Below are 20,378 nucleotides of genomic sequence, written 5' to 3'. Positions count from 1 at the left end.
TGGCTTAGCGTCCTGCAAAGGTGGCGCTGCGTTTTTCCACAAAGGCGCTGACAGCCTCTTTGTGGTCATTGCTCAGGAAGGTTGCAGCTTCCGCTTGCAGGCCGCTTTCCAGGGTCAACTGGCTGCGGTGGCGGAGGATGTTGTTGAGGGTGCGTTTAGTGCCTTGGACGGCCAGAGGCGGCAGCTTGGCAATTTTGTGTGCCATGGCATGCGCCTGCTCCTGCAACTCGCTTGCCGGCACTGCTTTCAGGGCAAGGCCAAGACGTGCAGCCTCAACACCGCCGACCCGGTCGCCGGTCATCAGGTAGTACTTGGCTGCGCCGAACGGCATCGCCAGCGGCCAAGCCAGAGCGCCGCCATCACCGGCTACAAGGCCGACTGGGACGTGGGTGTCCGCGATCTGTGCGTCTTCGGCAATCAGCAGCACATCGCACATCAGCGCCAATGTCGCGCCCAGCCCCATGGCATAGCCCTGAACCGCGCAGATCATCGGTTGTGGTACGTCGATGAAGCGTTCGATCAGGTTGGTCGCGCTGCGGGTAACCAGTTGCATCTGCTCATAAGGGGTTTGCTCGGCTTGCGGCTCTTCGTCGAATGACTTCACGTCACCGCCGACGCAAAATGCGCGGCCTGCAGCTTGCAGCACCACCGCTCGAACACTTGAGTCGTTGCGCAGGTCAGCCAGAATGGCCTCCAGCCCTTCATGCATGTCATCGCCTACCGCGTTGAGGCGGTCCGGGCGGTTGAGGGTCAGGATCAGCACATGCTCCTGACGCTCTGCCAGGATGCTGCGAAAACGTCCGTAATCAATCATGACAACTCCGGTTTAAACGTAAGGGTCATCAGCCCCGGGAAATTTTTTCGAGCATGGCTGCACGGGCTTTGGCACGGGCTGGGTCATTGACCGCCATGTTCTGTAAGGTGACTTCTGCTTCTAGTTGGTCAGCCAGACTGTTGCGGCTGGCTTGCGCCAATAAGCGTTTGGTTAGCCCGATGGCTGCGCCGGGTTTGGCGGCCAGTTGCTGGGCCAGTTCCAGGGCCCGGCCCAACAGTTCTTCCGGGGGCAACACTTCGCTGACCAGTCCCCAGTTCAAGGCCTCTTCAGCACTCAGACGCTGGTTGCTGGCCAGCCAGCGAAAGGCTTTCGAATAGCCCAGCAGGCGGCTGATAAACCAGCTGCCACCGGCATCAGGCACTAAGCCGATGTCGACGAATGCAGGAACAAATTTGGCCTGACTGGACGCCAGTTGAATGTCGGCCGCGCAGGCCAGCGAAAGCCCTGCACCCGCTGCTGCACCGTTGATGGCTGCAATAACGGGTTTATCCAACGCCGCCATCGCCAACGTGTGGGGGTTGAAGGTATGGCGCAGTGTGTTGTGGCCGATACTTTCGGGGGCTGGCGGGGAGTGCAGGTCTGCACCGGCACAAAAGCCCCGTCCGGCACCGGTCAGGACGACGGCGCGAATCTCACTGTCACTGGCTTCATGCCAGGCATCAGAGAGTGCACGGTGCATGTCAGCGTTGAAGCTGTTGAGGGCATCTGGCCGGTTAAGTGTGACCAGCAATACGTCGCCGTGACGCTCGCGCAATACGCAACTCATAGCGCTGCCTCTGAGCCGAGAATGGCTGTGACTTGGCTTGAGAACTGACCGCCATTGCCTTGAGCCAGGGCAATATCAACCCCCTTTTGCTGGCGCTCACCGGCTTCACCACGCACCTGGCGGGCTGCTTCAATCAGGGCAAAGATGCCGTACATGCCGGGGTGACAATGGGCCAGACCGCCGCCGTTGGTGTTCACCGGTAGGCTGCCACCCGGAGCGATTCGGCCATCGGCGACAAACGCGCCGCCTTCACCCTTGGCGCAAAAACCCAGGTCCTCAAGGAACATGATTGGGTTGATGGTGAAGGCATCGTAGAGCTGCAGCACGTTGACATCGGACGGCTTCACACCGGCCATGGCATAGGCCCGTGCGGAGGACTCAACCGCGCAGGTAGTGGTCAGGTCCGGCATTTGCGAAATGCTGCGGTGCGAGTGCGCCTCACCGGCTCCCAACAGGTAAACCGGCGGTTTACGCAGTTGCTTAGCGCGCTCGGCACTGGTCATCACCAGCGCGCCGCCGCCATCGGTGACCAAGCAGCAGTCACGAATGGTCAGTGGGCTGGAGATCATCTTGCTGTCCAGCACTTCACCCACTGTCAGCGGGCCTTTGCCGTAATGGAATGCCGCCGGATTCAGTTGGGCCCAGGCGCGGGCAGCAACGGCAACTTCAGCCAGTTGCTCGCGGGTGGTGCCGTACTGGTGCATGTGCCGTGCGGTAGCCAGGGCATAGCCTGAGACCGGATGGCGCGGCTTATAAGGGGCTTCGTAATTAGGGCGTTCCGGGCTGCCAGTCAGCGGTTGGCGACGATGCCCGTCGGCCCGTGGCGTGCTGCCATAGACGATCAGCGCGGTGTCACACAGGCCTGCATCAATAGCGGCTGCAGCATGGAACACGTAGGACAGAAATGAGCTGCCGCCAATCACGCCGCTGTCGCTGTAGCGTGGCCGAATGCCCATGTATTCGCCGAAGTCCAGGTTGCTCATGAAGCGCCCCATGACGCAGCTGAACAAACCGTCAACGTCTGTGCTGCGCAGGCCAGCATCTTCCAGAGCCCGGTAAGCAGCCTGGGCGGCCAGCTCAATGGCATAGCGCTGTGGCCCGACATCACCGAGGTCCGACTCTGCCACACCTACGATTGCGGCTTTGCCGCGCAGATGTTCAAAAGTCATTCTTGCACCCCTTCGCACAGATCAAATACAACGCGTGGTTCTTGCTCGGGCAGTTGTTCTACTCGGCCTTTAACACGGGCCCCAATCGAGGGTGCCTCACAGTCGGGCACGGTACTCATGATGCGGAAGCCTTCATCCAGATCGACCAGCACCAGGTTGTAGTTCTGGGTTTTGTCGTGCACGACACTGACCGAATACAGCGTGCCGCTCCCTTTACTGTCGCGAAGCTGCAAATCCAGTGCGCCGCAGAATGGGCAGCCGGGGCGGGGATAGAAAATGGCTTTGTGGCATTCGTTGCAGTGCTGATAGACCAACACGCCACGCTCAAGACCTTCCAGATAGCGCTGATAAGGCTCGGTTTCGAAAACATCAGTCATCCGATTCACCTGCTGATTGGTCGTAATGCGCGACGGCGGTTGCCTTGAGCACTTCTTGCTGTTGGCCGTTGGCTTCGCGTTGCACCAGCAACTCGCAGGTCACCACTCGGGTGCCATCGGCTGTGGTTTCAACAGACGTAACCTCACCGCTGAGCAGTAGGGTGTCTCCCGGCCAGACTTGGGCGACATAGCGCACGGCGTACTTACGCAGCGCGGTCAGACCCAGCCACTGGCTGGTGTATGTCGAGAGAATGCCGGCGGTGAGCAGGCCGTGAGCAAATACACTGGGGAAGCCTGCGCCTTGGGCGAATGTTTCGTCGTGGTGAATGGGGTTAAAGTCCCCGCCAGCCCCAGCGTAGCGGACAATGTCGGTCCGGCTGATGGGCCCAACCCGACGTTCAGGCGCGGTATCGCCCGGAGTAAACGTCTTCAAGGCAGCGCTCATGCTGAGGTCTCCCCGGCAGGTTTAGTGGCTGGCCGCGGCGGCATTTCGATGATGGTGCTGCGGGCAATTAAGGCCAGCGAATCGTGCGCGTCGTAAAAGCCCATTTCGCGGATGATGAATGTCATTTCGCCGCGGGAACCTTGCTTTTTGCTGACGTCAGCAATGCGCGTGCGCACGGTGAAGGTTTCACCGGCTACGACAGGGCGCAGGTACTCCCACTCGTTACCGCCGGCCAGCACGCGGGTCAGGTCGAGGTTGAGTGGGTTGCCGTCTTGTTGTGGCTGCCAATGCAGAGTGACGGCGCTGAACGTCGGCGGTGCCAGCAGGGAGTTGAAGCCCTGCTGTTGTGCCGCGTCCAGATCAAGGTAGAGCGGGTCGGTTGCGAAGATCGCCTTGGCGAACTCCGCAACCTTGCCTTCTTCAACCGTGAACCGAAACTCCGGGAACTGGTAGCCGATCAGGGATTGATCTGCCATGTCAGCTTCCTTAGTGAGCGACTTCAGGAGCGCCAGCCAGCACGACCAGCGCATCGGCCGCGTAGGCTTTGCCTTCATCGACCCGGATTGGGTTGATGTCGACTTCGCTGATGTTGTCGTTTTCCAGTGCCAGGTTGCCGACACCCACCATGATCGCTGCGATCTGATTCTGCTCCTCGTCGGACAGGCCGCGGCGGCCCTGAATCAGACGCCCGCCAAGCAGCTGGCCCAGTGCCTGGCGTGCAGTTTCGAGGCTGAACGGTGGGCGCAGCAGGGTGGTTTCTGCCAACTGCTCAACCAGTACACCGCCCAGGCCGACAGCAACCATCGGACCAAACACTTCGTCACGCTGCAGGCCGCAGGTCAGTTCCATGCGTGCAGGCACCATTTGCTGCACCAATACACCGTCGAGCTTGGCATTAGGTGCACGACGGGAAACCTCTTCGAGCATGGCGCGATAGGCTTCACGTACTGCCTGCTCACCTTGCAAACCGAGGCGTACACCGCCCACATCGGACTTGTGCGGCAGCTGATAAGACATGATCTTCAGCACCACTTTGCCGCCAATGCGCTCAGCGGCGGCAACTGCCTGATCTTCGCTGTGTACCCATTCTTCGGCTGTTAGCGGAATGCCGTATTCAGCAAACAGACGCTTGCCCTGGGCTTCCATCAGCACGTATTCGCCGGCAGGCAATTCCAGATGCTGACGGGCACGCGCCGCACGGTTGGCATCGGTGCTGAAGGCACCGTCAGTCAATGGGCGGCGCGTGGAGAAGCGATACAGTGCCGCCAGCGATTTGGCTACGCGCTGCGGGTCGGTATAGGTCGGCACACCGGCTTCTTTAAGTGGTTCAACCAGGTCTGTGGAGAGCACCGCCAGCGGCTTATCAGTGGACTGATAAAGCGTGACCAGATCCTTAGCTGCTTCAATTGCCCGCGCCCAGGTGACGGTGGTCATCATGTCGATTGACGGGCTATTGGCGACCAGTTGTTGCACCGCTTTGAGTGCGTCCGGGCGAATCGCTGCGGTGGTGTCGATGGGGTTGGCCACGCTGCCATAGAACGGCGTGTGCAGCACATCGAGCATTTTTTGTTGCTCGTCAGCCGGGAAGGTCGGCACATCCAGACCGCTCAGTGCGGATTCATCAGCCAGCAGTACGCCGGTGCCGCCGGAGGTGGTCATCACCGCTACGCGGTTGTTTTTAACCCGGCGACCGTCCTGGAAGATCATGCCCAGATCGAGCATTTCTTCCATGCTGTGAGCGACGATGACGCCGTACTGACGGCAAACTGCGTCGAACACATTGACTGCGCCCACGACCGAAGCTGTGTGGCTCATCGCTGCTTTGGCGGCGGCTTCTGAGCGCCCGGCTTTGAGAATGATCAGCGGTTTGTCCAGCTCCTGAGCGCGGCGTGCGGTTTCAATAAACACGTGCGGATCGCGCAGGGTTTCGCTGAACGCCAGCATGACCTTCACTTCCGGGCGCTCAACCAAATAACGCAGCACCCCGGCAATGTTCACGTCCAGCTCGTTACCGGTGCTGACGAACCAGCCCAGACGCAGGCCGGTGAGCAGGCCTTTGGTGGTCAGGTAGGAGCCAAAACCACCGCTCTGGGAAACCAGCGCGACACTGCCGCCCGGAGGCAGCGGCTCGTCCGGGGTCAAGGCAAAGTTAGCCATGACGCCGCCGCTGATGTTCAGATAACCGATGCAGTTCGGGCCGATCACCCGCACACCGCCTTCGCGGGCTTTCTGGGCCACGCGGGCTTGCAGGGCAATGCCTTCTTCGCCGGCTTCAGCAAAGCCAGATGAGAGCAGCACAACACCGCCAACACCTTTGGCAACGGCTTGTTCAATCACCGCTTCCACCGCATGGCTGGCCACAGCGATCACAACCAGATCAACGCTTTGCGGCAGTGCGCTGATGTCGGCATAGGCGGTCAGGCCCTGAACTTCAGCATCCTTGGGGTGAATGGGGAACAGAGCGCCCTGGAATGAGCGCTTGATATTGGCAAAGACCAGCCCGCCAATGCTGTACATATTGTTTGAGGCCCCAACCATGGCAATGGATTTGGGAGCCAGTAAGCGATCCAGATCAGTAACGTTATTTGTTGTCATTATTGTGATCCTTGCTTAACAGGGCGGCGCGCTTAGCGCACCAGCATGGAGCCGCCGTCGACGGACAGAACCTGACCGGTCATGTAGGATGATTCTTCACTGGCGAGATAGATAAATGTCGGGGCTATTTCGTCCGGTTCTGCTGAGCGGCGCAGCGGATGCTGCTTAAGCGCGGCAGCTTGCTGCTCGGCAAACTTCGGATCGTTCATGATGGTTTTGGTCATTTCGGTTGCCGCTGCCGGAGCCACGGCGTTGACCAGAATGTTGTGTTTGCCCAGCTCGCGCGCCGCTGTGCGGGTCATGCCGAGCATGGCGGACTTGGCCGCTGCGTAGTTGATCTGGCCGATGGAGCCGTTTTGCGCGGTGGAGGAGCTGACGAAGATGATGCGGCCCCACTTGCGCTCGATCATGTCGTGCACCACAGCCTGCAGCCAGTAGAACGAACCGTTCATGTGCACATCAATAACTTGGCTCCACTCTGCATCGGTCATTTTGTGCAGCATGGCCGGGCGAGTGATGCCGGCGTTGTTGACCAGAATATCGATCGGGCCAAATACGGATTTGACCTGAGCGGCTGCGGCGTTCACTTCTTCACGCTTGGAAATGTCGCAGCGAACAAAAGTGGCACGTCCGCCGGCGGCTTGAATCAGGGCAACGGTTTCTTCACCGCCGCTGACGTTAACGTCGATGACTGCAACCGCTGCGCCTTCTTCGGCGTAGCGCTGGGCGATGCAGCGACCGATGCCTTGGGAGGCACCGGTGATCACTGCTACACGATTCTTCAAACGCATAATTTGGTCTCCGGGCTTAGCGAGGCATGTCGAGCATGCGCGCGAGAATGTTTTTCTGAATTTGCGAGGAGCCGCCGTACACGCTCACCGGACGTGAGGTGAAGTACTCCGACAGCCAGCGCGGTGCATTGCCGTTGAGGGCGTCAGCACCCAGTACATCCAGGGCCACGTGCATGGTGTATTGCGCCGCTTTGGACCACAGCAGTTTGCCCACCGAGCCTTCCGGGCCAGGCGCACGGCCGGCCAGGCGCATGGACAATTGCTGGGCTACGTTGAGTTTCAGGGCCTGAATGTCGACGTAGGCACGGGCCAGTTTTTGCCGGGTGGCCGGGTCGTTAAGCAGGCCGCGGGCCGCCGCGATTTCTTCCAGCTCATGCAACTGACGCAGCAGGGTTGAGATCGAGCCGGTATCGGATGCACCGCGCTCGTAGGAGACGGTGGTCATGGCAATACGCCAACCGTCACCCTCATTACCGATACGGTGGCTGGCCGGAATGCGCACGTCGTCAAAGAACACTTCGGCGGTTTCAGGGTCGCCACTGTGCAGCACGATCGGTTGTACGGTGATGCCCGGTGCATTCAGCGGGGTCAGCAGGCAGGAGATGCCCTTGTGCTTGGCTACGCTGCTATCGGTACGTGCCAGCAACAGGCACCAGTCTGCGAACAGGGCGCCGCTGGTCCACATCTTCTGGCCGTTGACCACGTATTCATCGCCATCCAGCTCTGCACGGGTACGCAGTGAGGCGAGGTCGGACCCTGCGCCTGGCTCACTGAAGCCCTGGCACCACTGCACTTCACCGCTGAGCAGGGTCGGCAGGAACTGCTGCTTCTGCTCTTCGGTGCCATAGGTGAAAATTGCCCGGCCCAGGTAGTTCACCATAGCAGGCAGGCGTGGTGAGTCGGCACGGCTGGCCTCGTCATTGAGGATGGCGTCGTAGCTGGCTTCCAGGCCTTGGCCGCCATATTCCTTGGGCCAGTTCAGGCCCATGTAACCGCCGGCATACAGCGCCTGATGCCAGCTCTTTTGCAGGGCGCGCTGGCCAGGAATGTCTGTGATTTCTTTCCAGCCAGCTGGAATGTTGTGCTTGAACCATTCGCGCAGTTCGAGGCGGAATTTGGCTTCTTCGGGTGTGTCGCGGTAATCCATTAGCAGGCTCCCAGGCGGGCATCGGCAATGTGATGCAGTTGCTGTGATTCAGTGCCAAACAGGCGGGCGTTAAGCAGGGCGCGGCGGGTATAGACGTGGGCAATGTGCTCCCAGGTCTGACCAATACCGCCGTACACCTGCATGACGGTTTCAGTAACCGGAAGGGCGACCGAGGCGGCATAGGCTTTGGCGGTGCGGGCAGCCAGCAGGGCTTCATCAGCATCGAGCTGATCAATGGCCCAGGCGGCATAGCAGTTGGCGCTTTGGGCGGCCTGAATCTGTACCAGCATCTCGGCGCACAGGTGTTGGATGGCCTGGAAGCTGCCAATCAGCGCTTCGTACTGCACGCGCTCTTTGGTGTACGCCACTGCACCGGTAAAGGCACCGCTGAGGGTGCCGGCGATGTCGGCTGCAATCGTAGTCAGTGCCAGTGCGTGCCAGCGCTTAAGGCTGTCTTCGGCAATCGCGCTGCCGATGGTTTCGACTTCGCCGAGCGCGCCATTGCGGTGTTTGATGCTGCGGGTCAGGTCGGCTGCTCCGGCTGCGTCTTTGAAACCCTGGCTCAGGTTTACGCGCACCAGCGTGTTGTTTTTCAAACCCAGGGCGTAGTGAGCACGCTCACAGTCCCATGCCAGACAGTCGGCTTCATCCGGGGAGGCCAGGCGCTCAAGGTTGCGGTCCAGCAACAGCGAGTAGCGGACTTCACCTGCGCTCAGCTCGGCGATGAGTTCGTTCGGAGCCTGGGCAATTTCCAGCAGCTCGCTGCTGAGCAGGGATGAAACAAAGGGCTGTGGCACCAAGGTTTCTGCCAGGGCTTGGGCGGCGATCATGACTTCTACGCCAGAGGCCAGAGGCACATTGTCGTCACGCATACGGAGTCCGAGCAGGCCGACGTCCGTAATCATTTCCCAACCCATGGCACGGTCGACGGTAGTCAGCTCATGCGGGTTGCTGATACCGATGGATTGAGCGAGCCGTTTGGCGGTGCTTTCGAACATCTGCTGTTCATCGTTGAAGAGCGCGAGCACTGATGAGCTCCTTTTCAAAGTATGGAAATACCGTGCTCAGCGCTTTTTCAGGGCGTTGAGCACGTCAGGTCTTGCCGAAGATGCAGCGTTAAACGAGCGTCTGTTCCGGCTGGTTTTGGCTATGGGTGCTTTGGCTGTTGGCGTGCTGGGCGATGTGATTGGCCGCGCGGTAACCAAAGGTCAGCGCAGGGCCTAACGTGCCGCCAGCTCCCGGGTAGGAGTCCGCAGTTACAGCGCCTGATGTGTTGCCGATGGCGTACAGGCCGGGGATCGGTTTGCCGTCCAGATCCAGTACGTTGGCGTCTTTGTCGACTTTCAAACCGCCCTTGCTGCCAAGGTCGCCGAGGTCGACGCGAATGGCGTAGAAGGGCGCTTTCTCCAGCGCGCCCAGGCTTGGGTTGGGCTGGTGGCGCGGGTCGCAGTAGAAACGGTCGAAGCTGTAATGGCCACGTTTAAACTCCAAATCCACGCCCGTCTTGGCATAGCCATTAAAGGTGGAGATGGTCTGTTCCAACTGCTTGCTGTCGATGCCGATTTTTTGCGCCAGCTCGCTGATGCTGCCGGCGCGGTACAGGACGGTGTCCCACCACTCTGGCGGAAGGCTCGAATCCGGCATGATGGAACCAGGCATGATCCGGCCCAGAATGTTCTTTTTGCGGTAGTTGGCATCGAAGATGAACCAGCATGGTGTATTAGCGCCGCTCTGCTGGTTATCGCGGATCATTTCGTGGCCGAAGTCGTTATAGGACATGGCCTCGTTGGCAAAGCGTTTCCCGAGTCGGTTTACGCACAGGCTGTGGGCATAGCTGCGCTCAATAAACAGGGCGCTGCGCATGTTGACGTTCGGCGTGTCCGCTGCAGGAATGCGTACAGTCGGTGCCCACCATGCTTCGTGCATGAATTCGGTGGCCGCGCCGATATGTTGACCGGCTTGAATGGCCCCGCCGGTGTTGCCATGCATCGGGGTAACGCTCCACTCAACCTTGGTTGCGGTCTTCAGGTATTCATCACGAAGCTTCTGATCCTGCTCAAAACCACCGGCACCCAGAATCACGGCTTTGCTTGCGTGGATCTTGAAAGTGTTTGCGTTCTGGCTGACGACAGCCCCGGTTACCTGACCGTTTTCGACGATCAGCTGCTCAAGCGGTGTGTTCAACAGCAGTGGGATGTTGCGTTGCTGCATGCCAATGCGCAGGCCGGCGATTAACGCACTGCCCATGGTGACCCGGCGATCACGGCGGGTCTTGGCGCGCCAGCTGAGGTCGGACCAGTAGTTCCAGATCAGGGAGAAAATCTTGCGCTTCCAGCCTTTGGCGCGTGCGCCCAGCAGCTGCCCGTCGTAGTAATCCAGGGCAATGCGGCCAAACAGTTTGGCGCCCATGTCGGCTTCACGCAGCGCAAAAAAATCAGCGCCCAATACGCCTGCATCCACCGGTTCTACGAACATGGTGCGGCCGTTATCGGAAGCACCAGGCAGGTGTTGGCAGTAGTCCGAATAACCTTCTACCGGGTTGTACTTAACGCCGACGTTATTGCGCATGTACTCGACCATTTCCGGCGCTGAGTCGAGGTAGGCACGCAGTTTTTCTTCAGGCACCAAACCCTGTGTACAGGCTTTGAAATAGGTCAGGGCTTGTTCGTAGGAGTCCTGCTGAACAATGCCGGAATTGTTCGGAATCCAAATGCCGCCGCCAGACAGTGCTGAGGTGCCTCCGTAGCGATCTGTCTTTTCGATCACCAGCACTTTCAGTCCTTGGTCATGGGCGCGGATGGCCGCGAGCAAAGCTCCGGCTCCCGAGCCTACAACCAGCACTTCACAGCGTTTGTCGTCGATGACGGCATTCATCTTTTGGTCTCCGTAATTGTGCGCTTGTCAGCATGTTGTTCTGGAGCGTGGCCTGCATTGAGCGAGCAAGGCGTTGTTAATTAGGTTGCAGCGCACGAGCGGGGATGGGCATCAACCGAACGCAGTAGATTTCGCGTTTTTCTGTGGATAGTTGAGTTTTCGCATATTTATTCGTTGAGCTACTGCAAACGGTTGAGGCCAGTAGGTGGGATTGTGTTGACACTAATTTGCGGGTCGTACCACCAATGGCACGACTGCTTTGGCAACGAGACAAGCTGAACAAGAACAAAACCAGACTTGGGCTTTCGGAGCACAACATGCATCTCGAAGAAAATGCAGTTTTTAAGATTACTGATTGGCGTCGTAAGACGATGCCATTTGCACTTATGGGATTCCTGCTGAGCCCGTTGGCTCAGGCGGTACAGATCGATACAGGCAACCCTGATGTGCGCATTAACTGGACCACAGAGTTACGCCTGGGGATGGGCTGGCGTCTGGAGTCCATTGATTCGAAAATCGGTGATGACCCTACCGCACATCAGTCGGACTATTTCGCAGAACGCGGCGACATGACCAAGCGCCGCTTGGACGTGCTAAGTGAGTTCGACTTCATCTACAAAGATGACTATGGCTTTCGTGTCAGTGCCACAGGCTGGTATGACCACGCTTACCGTGATGACGAGTTGAACGGTAACCCGATGTACGCAGGAGCCTCGGCATACCCGAACAACAAAATGTCGCGCCAGGCCCGCCGTTATTACTACGGCCCGTCCGGTGAGATTCTTGATGCCTTTGTGTTTGGCCGCTTCGATATCGGCCATGTGCCGGTTCAGGTAAAAGCCGGTCAGCACTCGCTGGTGTGGGGCGTGTCGCAAGTCAACTCGGCAGATTCCATTACCTGGAGCCAGCAGCCGGGGAACCTGCAAAAAGGCGCTGAGGTGCCGGGTGCATCGCCTAAAGAACTGGCCATGCCATTGCCGCAACTGTCCTTCCAGTCGCAATTGACTGACACCCTGTCACTGTCGGGCTATTACCAGTTTGACTGGAAGCCTAACCGTCAGGCTGAGGGCGGTACGTTCCTCGGTGGGCCGGACTTCCTGTACGGCGATCAGGGACGGATTTTTGCCGGCTCGTATCCAGTCATTGGGGATATCTATGTACCGCAGGGCGACATCATCGAGCCGGATGATAAATACGGTAATGCCTACGGTCTGCAGTTGAGCATCAGCCCTGAGTGGATGGGGGGCGGTAACTTCGGTTTCGTCTATCGCCGCATGAATGAAATGCAGCCGTGGCTGGGTTTGATGTCGTTTGACCCGACTGTTCCGCTGGTTTCCTCGCGCTTCCATCAGTCCTACAACACCGGTGTTGACCTTTTTGGTGCCTTCACCAACTTCAGTTGGATGGACATCAGTTGGGGGGCTGAAATCTCCCACCGTCGTAGCACGGCTTTGGATTCGAACGCGGATCTCATCTTCAACGATGACATCACTGGCGCTAAGGGTAATACCTGGCACGGCCTGATCAATGCTCAGGTGCCAATGCCAAACCTGCCTTTGTATGACTTCGGCATCATCGTTGCTGAGGTGGCGTATACCTACCTCGACGAAGTGACGCACAACGAAGAGCGCTTCTCGAAATGTAACGACGCGTTGGATGGCCCTGGCTGCGGTACTCGCGACGCCAGCAGCTTCTCGTTGATCGTGCAGCCGACCTGGAGCCAGGTCCTGCCGGGTGTTGACCTGACCGGTAGCGCCATCCTTGCAGGCTATGGCTTGCACGGTAACTCGCCAACGCTCATGGGCTCGGCCAAGCGTGCATTTGCATGGTCTCTGGGTGTGACTGCGGACGTCAATCAGCGTTACAAAATCGGCCTTCAGTATTCCGATGCGGGTGACTCTGAGGAGCGGATTGGTGCGATGGGGCAGACCGATCGCGGGCGTATCAACCTGACATTCCAAACCAGCCTGTAAAACACTCGCCTGTTGGGTTGAGTGTTTTTGCAAAGCCTTGGGTTCGTCTACGAGGAAAATAAAAATGAAGATGAGTCAGTTAACCCTATCAATTGCACTGTCTTGTGCGCTTGCCGGACCCTGTTTGGCAGCGGTGTCAGCTGAGGAAGCAGCCCAGCTGGGTGGCGATAAGTTGACCCACGTTGGCGCTGAGCGTGCAGGCAGTGCCGATGGTACCATTCCTGAGTGGGTGAGTGGCTGGAAGGGCCCGGACATGCCGCAAGAAGGCGGGATTTATCCGGATCCGTTTGCCAGCGAAAAAGCGCTGTATTCGGTGAACGCCAGCAATATGGATCAGTATGCTGACAAGCTCTCCCCGGGTACTAAAGAGCTGTTGCAGCGTTGGTCTGACTTCCGTGTCGATGTCTATCAAAGCCACCGTATTGTTGATTTCCCTGAGTGGCTGAAGAAGGCATCTGTTGAGAACGCTACGCGGGTCAATAACAGCGAAGACGGTTCTGAGGTGGGCGGCGCCATGGGCGGTTATCCCTATCCGATCCCGAAATTCGGTGCTGAGGTCATCTGGAACCATAACCTGCGTTACTACGGCCCTCCTTACCGCTCACGCTTTGCCGGTTACATGGTGGATGGTTCGGGCAACCTGATCATGACCCATGATCTGGAAAACTACACCGAGTCGCCGTACCACGAGGCCCCGGAGAGTATTGCTCAGTACTTCCAGCGTCGTCTGAGCGTTTATCACGGCCCAGCCCGTATGGTGGGTGAGAAGTCGCTGACTTACATGAGTCTCAACTTCAAAAAAGACGGTAATAACAAGATCTGGTCTTACAGTCAGGGGCAGCGTCGAGTGCGTCTGGCACCAGACTTTGGCTACGACACGCCAATGACCAACGCCGGTGGCACCTACTTCTTTGATGAATTGGGTCTCTGGGAAGGTCAGCTGGATCGCTTTGACTTCAAACTGGTCGGCAAAAAAGAGCTGCTGGTGCCGTACAACAACTACAAGTTCCTGATGCACACCAAGGCAGAAGACGCCTACGGCAAACAGTTTGCCAATCCTGATGTGATGCGCTGGGAGCCTCATCGCGTATGGGTTGTTGAAGCAACGCTGAAGCCGGGCAAGCGTCACGCCCAGAGCAAGAAAGTCTTCTATGTGGATGAAGATAGCTGGTCAATCGTGCTGTACGAGGGTTACGACCAGGCTGGCAAGATGATGCGCAGTGCTCAGGGGCTGCTGACCTACGACTGGAATACCAAGTCGGTGCCGAACACGCCAATGGTGATTTACGACCTGGTAAAAGGCCAGTACGTAAGCTCCATGCACATGCACGGTGGTTCGGGCTACATCCGTGTTGACCGTTGGCCGAATAGCCGTCTTACACCTGACTCTATGGCAGGTGGTGGCATCCGTTAATGTGAATGCGTGAAAACCCGCTAAACAGAGAGCCCGGTCCTTGATCGGGCTCTTTGCATTTGAGCGGAAAATTATCCCCTTCAGACAGATTTGCTGCTTTCTAATCCACTTGCAGCATGCGTAAAAAACGCCATTTCCCGAAACTCAAGTCAGCGGCCAGATAGAGCGTTACCTGGCCAGCGAAGCAAGCAAGCGAACAAAAACAAAAGCAGTCTTGATCTCGCGGAGAAATTTATGCGTGCTAAGTGGAAGGCCACTGCCCGTTCTCGTATCAGCTCGCCTGGGCGTCGTTTGATTTCTGGCCTGATGCTTTCAGCAACCTTGGCTGTGTCCGGGCCTGTTCATGCTGATGAAGCCTTTATTGATCCACTGGATTTGCCTGCTGCCACTATGACGGCGGTCGAAACCAAGCCTTTACGAGCGATTGCCAATACGGGCAAGCAGCTGGTCGCTGTCGGTGAGAATGGGTTGATTGTCACCTCTTCTGATCAAGGGGCTAGCTGGAGTCAGGCTAGCGTGCCGGTCAGTATCGATTTCAATGCGGTGCACTTCTCAAATGATCAGCAGGGCTGGGCTGTAGGCCACGGCGCCTCGATTGTGCACACCCAGGACGGCGGCAAAACCTGGACTAAACAACTGGATGGTCGCGATCTGGAAAAGGTCATCACTGACTACTACCGCAGCGGCGCATCCGGGCTTGCAGAGGACCGTGCAGAGGTCTACCTGAGCGCCATTTTGGATATGACGCGCCCCGGCCCCGGCCAATTCTTTATGGGCGTCTGGTTTGATCGTGAAGGTCAGACTGGCTATGCCGTTGGCCCTTTCGGGCTGTTTATGGGCAGCCAAGATGGCGGCCGCAGCTGGCAGCCACTCAACACTCAGATTGCTAACGACGACCTGCTGCATCTAACCGCTATCGCTGAGGTGTCCGGGCAACTGGTGATCACCGGTGAGCGTGGCCACGTCTGGATCAGGGATAACAGCAGCAAGTTCTTCAATGCTCAGCAAACCGGTTACAACGGCACGCTGTTTGGGGTGACCGGCCAAGCGGGCGTGATTCTGACTTACGGGCTGCGCGGCCATGTGTTCCGCAGTACCGATGCTGGCCTGAGCTGGGCTTCAGTAAAGAACCACTTCAATACCGGCGTTGTGGCGGGGGCTGCATTGCCCAACGGCTCGATGGTCCTGATCAGTCAGTCAGCCCAAGTGGCTGCCACCGATGCGCAGGGCACCCAGTTGACCCCATTGCCCATCTCCAAGCCGAGCCTGTTCACAGGTGTGGTGGGGATAACGGACAGCCAGTTCGCATTAGTGGGGCTTAACGGCGTGACTACTCAGAGTTCCCGATAGGCACAGCTTTTGTGCGTTTTCTTGCCCCATCGGACCTGATTTAGAGGAATAACTAGATGGCCAAGCACCAAGATAACAATGCGACGCCAGTCATCGGCGATCGCAAAGATTTCAACCTGACCTCAGGTAACGCCGTTGAGCGTTTGATTTTCAACAACCGTTTGTTTTTCGTGGTGCTGTGCACCTGCCTGACCTTTGTGCTTGGCTATCAGGCGCTCGGTCTGCGGGTTAACGCCAGTTTTGAACGGATGATGCCGAGTTCTCACGAGTTCATCCGTAACTACATGGAGAACAAGCAAGACCTGGCCGCGCTGGGTAACTCGGTGCGGGTCATGGTTGAAAACCCTAACGGCACCATCTTTGATCCTGAGTACCTGCAAGTGCTGCAGGAGATCAACGACAAGATCAACTTGGCGCCAGGTGTCGACCGGGCCTGGATGCGCTCGCTGTGGATGCCGGCAGTACGCTGGAACGAAGTGACCGAAGTGGGCATGGAAGGCGGTCCGGTCATGCCCAACAGCTATGATGGTTCGGCGGCATCGCTGCAAGAGCTGCAGGTCAATGTGCTGCGCGGCAATCTGATTGGTGATCTGGTTTCGCTGGATATGCGCTCTTCGGTGATCGTGGTCCCTCTGATGGATAAAGACCCGCTCACCGGCGAGCCGTTTGACTACAACCAGTTTGCCCAATTCCTTGAGAAGGATATCCGTGGCAAGTACGAAGTCGCCGGTAGCGACGGTCAGCCCAAGGTGCGTGTGCACATCATCGGCTTTGCCAAATTGGTGGGTGACCTGATTGATGGCCTGACCCTGGTGATGGGCTTCTTTGCGGTGGCTGCTTTGATCGTGGCCTCGATCATTTACGGCTATACCCGCTGCCTGCGTAGCTCTGTGTTGCTGGTGGTTGCGTCGCTGAGCAGTGTTATCTGGCTGCTTGGCCTGATGCAGTTGCTGGACTACGACATTGATCCGTACTCCATTTTGGTTCCATTCCTGATCTTCGCCATCGGCATGTCCCATGGTGCGCAGAAGATGAATGGCATCATGCAGGATATCGGCCGCGGTACCGATCGCTATGTGGCCGCTCGCTACACCTTCAGGCGTCTGTTTGTGGCGGGCTTGACGGCATTGCTGGCCAACGTCTTCGGCTTTGCCATCCTCATGGTGATTGATATCCCGGTGATCCGTGATCTGGCCATCACCACCAGTATTGGCGTGTTCGTTCTGATCTTCACTCAGCTGATTATGGTGCCGGTGATGCTGTCTTACATCGGCGTCAGCCCGAGTGCGGCGCTGCGCAGTGTGCGCAACGAGCAAGAGCGCACCGAGCATGGGGGATTCTTCAAGCTGGTTAATGACACCCTGGTCAAATGCACCCAGCCTGGTATCAGCCATGGCTTGGTGATACTCGCGCTGATCGTGGGCTATTGCGCCTTCGATATCCGCCGCGACCTGCAAATCGGTGACTTGGATGCCGGTGCGCCTGAGCTTAGAGCTGAGTCCCGTTATAACCAGGATCTGGCGTTCTTTAACAGCAGCTTCGGCCGTTCCACTGACCAGTTCGCGGTAATTGTTAAAACCAAGCCGGGCGAGTGCTCAACCTTCGAGACGCTCACTGAAATCGACCGCTTGAGCCGGATGCTGCGGGATGTGCCGGGCGTGCAGTCTGTGGTGAGCCTGTCCTCATCGGTGCGTTTCATCAACTCCAGCTATGGCGAGGCTAATCCGAAATGGATGAGCATTCCCCGCGTATCTGAAGTGGCCGCACAGACCGCTCAGCTGGCTGTTATGCAATCGCCTGAGCTGGCCAACCTGACCTGCTCAATCAGCCCTGTGGTGGCTTACCTGGCGGATCACCGTGCGGACACCCTGCAGCGTGTGGTCACGGCGGTTGAAGCATTTGCCAGCAAGCACAACACAGAAGACCGCCAGTTCCTGCTCGCTGCAGGGCCTGCCGGTATTGAGGCGGCTACCAACCAGGTGGTGGAGTCCGCCACCCTGACCGTATTGCTGCTGCTGTACGCCTCGGTTGTGGTTCTGTGTCTGATCGCGTTCCGCAGCTGGCGTGCCGTGATTGTTGCACTGGTTCCGCTGGTGATTACCTCACTGCTGTGCGAAGCGATCATGGTGCAAATGGGCATTGGCGTTAAGGTCGCCACCCTGCCTGTGATCGCGCTTGGCGTAGGTGCCGGTGTCGATTACGCCCTGTATCTGTTGAGTGTGCAGCTGACCCTGCAACGCAAGGGGGCAACCTTAGAAGAGGCCTATTCCGGAGCATTGAGATTCACCGGCAAGGTGGTGGCGCTGGTGGGCCTGACGCTTGCTGCCGGTGTACTGACCTGGGTGTTCTCGCCGATCAAGTTCCAGGCTGACATGGGCATTCTGCTGACCTTCATGTTCCTCTGGAACATGATCGGAGCCCTGGTGCTGATCCCTGCACTGTCGCACCTGTTGTTGCGTGGACAGACCCGCCCGGTCCCTGTCCAGACCTCCTCTGCACTAGAGCCTGAACTGCAACGCTTATAAGCCATTTGCCGGCCCAGTGGCCGGCAAAACCGACCCAATCTGACTAATAAACATAAGAAGGATTACGGCAATGTCCAACGCCACTCGTTTCGCCAACAAACACATTATGGTTACCGGGGGCGGCTCTGGGATTGGCCGGGCAACCGTAATCCGTCTTGTTGCAGAAGGTGCCCATGTGCTGGCGCTGGACCTCGACCTGCCAGGTTTGCAAGAGACCCAGCGTCTGGCTCGCTTAACTGCTGCAAACGGTGGCGATGTTGATTACGTACAGTCGTCGGTAACCGATGAAGGCGCTGTTAAACAGGCCCTTGAGGCCTTTGTCGGTCGTGTTGGCAAGTTGGATGGCCTGGTCAACCTCGCTGGTGTACTGAGCTCTGAGCACACCACCGAAACCGATTTTGCCGAGTTCATGCGCATCCTTGAGATCAACCTGGGAGGCACTTTCCTGTGCTGCCGTGAAGCCCTGCCTTATTTGCTGGAGAGCAAGGGCAATATCGTCAACGCGGCCTCCACCTCAGCTTTCTTCGGGCATGCATACATGGCGGCCTATTCGGCCAGTAAAGGCGGAATCGCAGCGCTGACTCAGGCGCTGTCGCGTGAGTACCTGAACCGTGGTGTACGGGTGAATGCCATTGCACCGGGCGGTATTGCTACGCCGATGGTTGCGGCGCAGGCGCAGAGCTTCCCGAAAGGGGCTGACTTCAAACTGTACATGCATCTGTCGCGTCCAGATCGCCAGTTAGGCAAGCCGGAGGAGGTTGCAGCAGTGATCGCACTGTTGGCTTCTGATGACGGCAGCTTCATCAATGGTGAGGTTGTACGCATTGATGGCGGCACCCACGGTTAAGGAGAACGTCATGACTGAAGCCACTGCTGCATCTCCGTTCTCTCCACTGAAAATTGGCCCGCTGACTCTGAAGAACCGCTTTATTAAAGCGGGGGCTAATGAGGGGCTGACCGGGGCTGGGCTGCCGACCAAAGCACTGGTTAAACATCACCGGGAAATCGCTGCCGGCGGGGTTGCTATGACCACCGTTGCCTACGGCGCAGTTTCTGCTGAGGGGCGGACATTTACCCATCAGTTCTACATGAATAAGGATGTGGTCCGGCATCTGCGCGTGTTGACGGATGCGGTGCATGCCGAAGGCGCCGCGGCCTGTTTACAGATCACTCATGGTGGCTCCTTCACCATGCTGCGGACTGAGCAGGGTTACCCGCTTTCAGCCAGCTCCGGGTTCAACGCCTTTGGCTTTTTGCAGGGCATCCTCTGGCAAACCGCAATGCAAGAGCGGGACATGCAGCGTGTTGCCGGTGAGTTTGCGCAGGCCGCACTGCTGGCTCAGGAGGCTGGGTTTGATGCGGTCGAGATTCATATGGGCCATGGTTACCTGCTTAACCAGTTCCTCTCACCGCTGAGCAACAAACGTAAGGACCAATATGGCGGCAGTGTCGAGGCGCGTACTCGCTTCCCGGCTCAGGTTCTACGTCAGGTAAAAGACGCCGTTGGTCAGCATTTGGCGGTGACCTGCAAGATTAACCAGACCGATGCAGCCAAGGGCGGCATCGACGTGCAACAAGCTGCGGTAACAGCTGCACTGCTTGAGGCTGAAGGTGCCGACATGTTGACCTTGAGCGGTGGGCACAACATGCACAGCCCCTGGGCGCTGTTTGGTAGCCCGATGCCGATTGGCGACATGAAGGCTCATGCCAAAGGCCTTGCACGGATTGGCCCATGGGCGCTGGGGCTGCAGCAACCCAAGGATTTATCGTTCCGGGAGCTGTACTTCCTGGAGACTGCCCGCCAGATCCGTCAAAAAGTAACGATGCCTTTGGCACTTGTAGGGGGTGTTAAGTCACTTTCGGCAGCGCAGCAAGTTCTGAAAGAGGGTATAGAAGTTGTTGCTTTAGCGCGTGCATTGATCCATGACCCGCAGTTCGTCAACAAACTCCAAAGCGGTCAAATCAGTCAGTCGGCGTGTAACAGCTGCAACCGTTGTGTGATGGGAATTTATGACCCGAATGGCGTGCGCTGTGTGTTTAATCCACCCAATGATTCTGCCCTTGTTAAAGCCTTTGCCGGAGATTGACCAATCGGTTCCCGACAAGTAAAAAAGGAT

General features: G+C 57.9%; 17 protein-coding genes. 6 read left to right on the top strand and 11 right to left on the bottom strand.

What is annotated here, in order from left to right; all coding sequences use genetic code 11:
* Nucleotides 1–4 precede the first annotated feature (4 nt).
* The 11 genes from AO726_RS20525 to AO726_RS20475 form a co-directional block, all read right to left on the bottom strand.
* Complete coding sequence (locus AO726_RS20525) at nt 5–814, bottom strand: enoyl-CoA hydratase/isomerase family protein (protein ID WP_058069979.1); 810 nt, start codon at nt 812–814, stop codon at nt 5–7.
* A gap of 28 nt (nt 815–842) precedes the next feature.
* The gene (locus AO726_RS20520) at nt 843–1,601 is read right to left on the bottom strand and encodes an enoyl-CoA hydratase/isomerase family protein (RefSeq protein ID WP_058069978.1); all 759 of its coding nucleotides are present in this window, start codon (nt 1,599–1,601) and stop codon (nt 843–845) included.
* A complete protein-coding gene (locus AO726_RS20515) occupies nt 1,598–2,770 on the bottom strand; it encodes an acetyl-CoA acetyltransferase (protein ID WP_058069977.1) in 1,173 nt (390 codons plus the stop codon). The genes AO726_RS20520 and AO726_RS20515 overlap by 4 nt, the downstream gene beginning before the upstream one ends.
* Complete coding sequence (locus AO726_RS20510) at nt 2,767–3,147, bottom strand: Zn-ribbon domain-containing OB-fold protein (RefSeq protein ID WP_058069976.1); 381 nt, start codon at nt 3,145–3,147, stop codon at nt 2,767–2,769. Before AO726_RS20510 ends, AO726_RS20515 begins: the two co-directional genes overlap by 4 nt.
* Complete coding sequence (locus tag AO726_RS20505) at nt 3,140–3,592, bottom strand: MaoC/PaaZ C-terminal domain-containing protein (protein ID WP_058069975.1); 453 nt, start codon at nt 3,590–3,592, stop codon at nt 3,140–3,142. The genes AO726_RS20510 and AO726_RS20505 overlap by 8 nt, the downstream gene beginning before the upstream one ends.
* Nucleotides 3,589–4,068: an FAS1-like dehydratase domain-containing protein gene (locus tag AO726_RS20500; protein WP_058069974.1), complete on the bottom strand. Its 480-nt coding sequence runs from the start codon at nt 4,066–4,068 to the stop codon at nt 3,589–3,591. Before AO726_RS20500 ends, AO726_RS20505 begins: the two co-directional genes overlap by 4 nt.
* Before the next feature lie 10 nt (nt 4,069–4,078).
* Nucleotides 4,079–6,187, bottom strand: coding sequence for an acetate--CoA ligase family protein (locus AO726_RS20495; RefSeq protein ID WP_058069973.1), 2,109 nt, complete (start codon nt 6,185–6,187; stop codon nt 4,079–4,081).
* Nucleotides 6,188–6,219: 32 nt separating this feature from the next.
* Nucleotides 6,220–6,978 carry an SDR family NAD(P)-dependent oxidoreductase gene (locus AO726_RS20490; RefSeq protein WP_058069972.1) on the bottom strand — a complete coding sequence of 253 codons (759 nt, stop codon included), beginning with the start codon at nt 6,976–6,978 and terminating at the stop codon, nt 6,220–6,222.
* Nucleotides 6,979–6,994: 16 nt separating this feature from the next.
* Nucleotides 6,995–8,125, bottom strand: a complete 1,131-nt coding sequence (locus AO726_RS20485) for an acyl-CoA dehydrogenase family protein (protein ID WP_058069971.1) — start codon at nt 8,123–8,125, stop codon at nt 6,995–6,997.
* On the bottom strand, nt 8,125–9,153 hold the full coding sequence (locus AO726_RS20480; protein ID WP_058069970.1) for an acyl-CoA dehydrogenase family protein: 1,029 nt from the start codon (nt 9,151–9,153) through the stop codon (nt 8,125–8,127). Before AO726_RS20480 ends, AO726_RS20485 begins: the two co-directional genes overlap by 1 nt.
* Nucleotides 9,154–9,241: 88 nt before the next feature.
* Nucleotides 9,242–10,999 carry an FAD-binding protein gene (locus AO726_RS20475; RefSeq protein ID WP_058069969.1) on the bottom strand — a complete coding sequence of 586 codons (1,758 nt, stop codon included), beginning with the start codon at nt 10,997–10,999 and terminating at the stop codon, nt 9,242–9,244.
* Between the two features lie 371 nt (nt 11,000–11,370).
* Here AO726_RS20475 and AO726_RS20470 point away from each other — a divergent pair, with 371 nt between their 5' ends.
* From AO726_RS20470 to AO726_RS20445, 6 genes are all read left to right on the top strand, one after another.
* Nucleotides 11,371–12,972, top strand: coding sequence for a DUF1302 domain-containing protein (locus AO726_RS20470; protein ID WP_160320973.1), 1,602 nt, complete (start codon nt 11,371–11,373; stop codon nt 12,970–12,972).
* Between the two features lie 64 nt (nt 12,973–13,036).
* The gene (locus tag AO726_RS20465) at nt 13,037–14,386 is read left to right on the top strand and encodes a DUF1329 domain-containing protein (protein ID WP_058069967.1); all 1,350 of its coding nucleotides are present in this window, start codon (nt 13,037–13,039) and stop codon (nt 14,384–14,386) included.
* 234 nt (nt 14,387–14,620) lie between these two features.
* Nucleotides 14,621–15,736, top strand: coding sequence for a WD40/YVTN/BNR-like repeat-containing protein (locus AO726_RS20460; RefSeq protein WP_058069966.1), 1,116 nt, complete (start codon nt 14,621–14,623; stop codon nt 15,734–15,736).
* A gap of 56 nt (nt 15,737–15,792) precedes the next feature.
* Nucleotides 15,793–18,261 (top strand): efflux RND transporter permease subunit, encoded by a 2,469-nt coding sequence (locus tag AO726_RS20455; protein WP_058069965.1) that lies wholly within the window; start codon nt 15,793–15,795, stop codon nt 18,259–18,261.
* Between the two features lie 70 nt (nt 18,262–18,331).
* Nucleotides 18,332–19,108, top strand: a complete 777-nt coding sequence (locus AO726_RS20450) for an SDR family NAD(P)-dependent oxidoreductase (protein ID WP_058069964.1) — start codon at nt 18,332–18,334, stop codon at nt 19,106–19,108.
* Nucleotides 19,109–19,118: 10 nt separating this feature from the next.
* Nucleotides 19,119–20,348 carry an NADH:flavin oxidoreductase gene (locus AO726_RS20445; protein ID WP_058069963.1) on the top strand — a complete coding sequence of 410 codons (1,230 nt, stop codon included), beginning with the start codon at nt 19,119–19,121 and terminating at the stop codon, nt 20,346–20,348.
* Nucleotides 20,349–20,378: the final 30 nt, after the last annotated feature.

Source organism: Pseudomonas sp. TTU2014-080ASC, from assembly GCF_001446935.1.
Lineage (GTDB): Bacteria > Pseudomonadota > Gammaproteobacteria > Pseudomonadales > Pseudomonadaceae > Aquipseudomonas.
This window is presented reverse-complemented; position numbering and strand designations above follow the sequence as displayed.

Excerpts from the sequence above, each read along its gene's own strand:
- AO726_RS20525 (WP_058069979.1), bottom strand. The coding sequence starts at position 814 with ATGATTGATTACGGACGTTTTCGCAGCATCCTGGCAGAGCGTCAGGAG.
- AO726_RS20520 (WP_058069978.1), bottom strand. The coding sequence starts at position 1,601 with ATGAGTTGCGTATTGCGCGAGCGTCACGGCGACGTATTGCTGGTCACA.
- AO726_RS20515 (WP_058069977.1), bottom strand. The coding sequence starts at position 2,770 with ATGACTTTTGAACATCTGCGCGGCAAAGCCGCAATCGTAGGTGTGGCA.
- AO726_RS20510 (WP_058069976.1), bottom strand. The coding sequence starts at position 3,147 with ATGACTGATGTTTTCGAAACCGAGCCTTATCAGCGCTATCTGGAAGGT.
- AO726_RS20505 (WP_058069975.1), bottom strand. The coding sequence starts at position 3,592 with ATGAGCGCTGCCTTGAAGACGTTTACTCCGGGCGATACCGCGCCTGAA.
- AO726_RS20500 (WP_058069974.1), bottom strand. The coding sequence starts at position 4,068 with ATGGCAGATCAATCCCTGATCGGCTACCAGTTCCCGGAGTTTCGGTTC.
- AO726_RS20495 (WP_058069973.1), bottom strand. The coding sequence starts at position 6,187 with ATGACAACAAATAACGTTACTGATCTGGATCGCTTACTGGCTCCCAAA.
- AO726_RS20490 (WP_058069972.1), bottom strand. The coding sequence starts at position 6,978 with ATGCGTTTGAAGAATCGTGTAGCAGTGATCACCGGTGCCTCCCAAGGC.
- AO726_RS20485 (WP_058069971.1), bottom strand. The coding sequence starts at position 8,125 with ATGGATTACCGCGACACACCCGAAGAAGCCAAATTCCGCCTCGAACTG.
- AO726_RS20475 (WP_058069969.1), bottom strand. The coding sequence starts at position 10,999 with ATGAATGCCGTCATCGACGACAAACGCTGTGAAGTGCTGGTTGTAGGC.
- AO726_RS20470 (WP_160320973.1), top strand. The coding sequence starts at position 11,371 with ATGCCATTTGCACTTATGGGATTCCTGCTGAGCCCGTTGGCTCAGGCG.
- AO726_RS20465 (WP_058069967.1), top strand. The coding sequence starts at position 13,037 with ATGAAGATGAGTCAGTTAACCCTATCAATTGCACTGTCTTGTGCGCTT.
- AO726_RS20460 (WP_058069966.1), top strand. The coding sequence starts at position 14,621 with ATGCGTGCTAAGTGGAAGGCCACTGCCCGTTCTCGTATCAGCTCGCCT.
- AO726_RS20455 (WP_058069965.1), top strand. The coding sequence starts at position 15,793 with ATGGCCAAGCACCAAGATAACAATGCGACGCCAGTCATCGGCGATCGC.
- AO726_RS20450 (WP_058069964.1), top strand. The coding sequence starts at position 18,332 with ATGTCCAACGCCACTCGTTTCGCCAACAAACACATTATGGTTACCGGG.
- AO726_RS20445 (WP_058069963.1), top strand. The coding sequence starts at position 19,119 with ATGACTGAAGCCACTGCTGCATCTCCGTTCTCTCCACTGAAAATTGGC.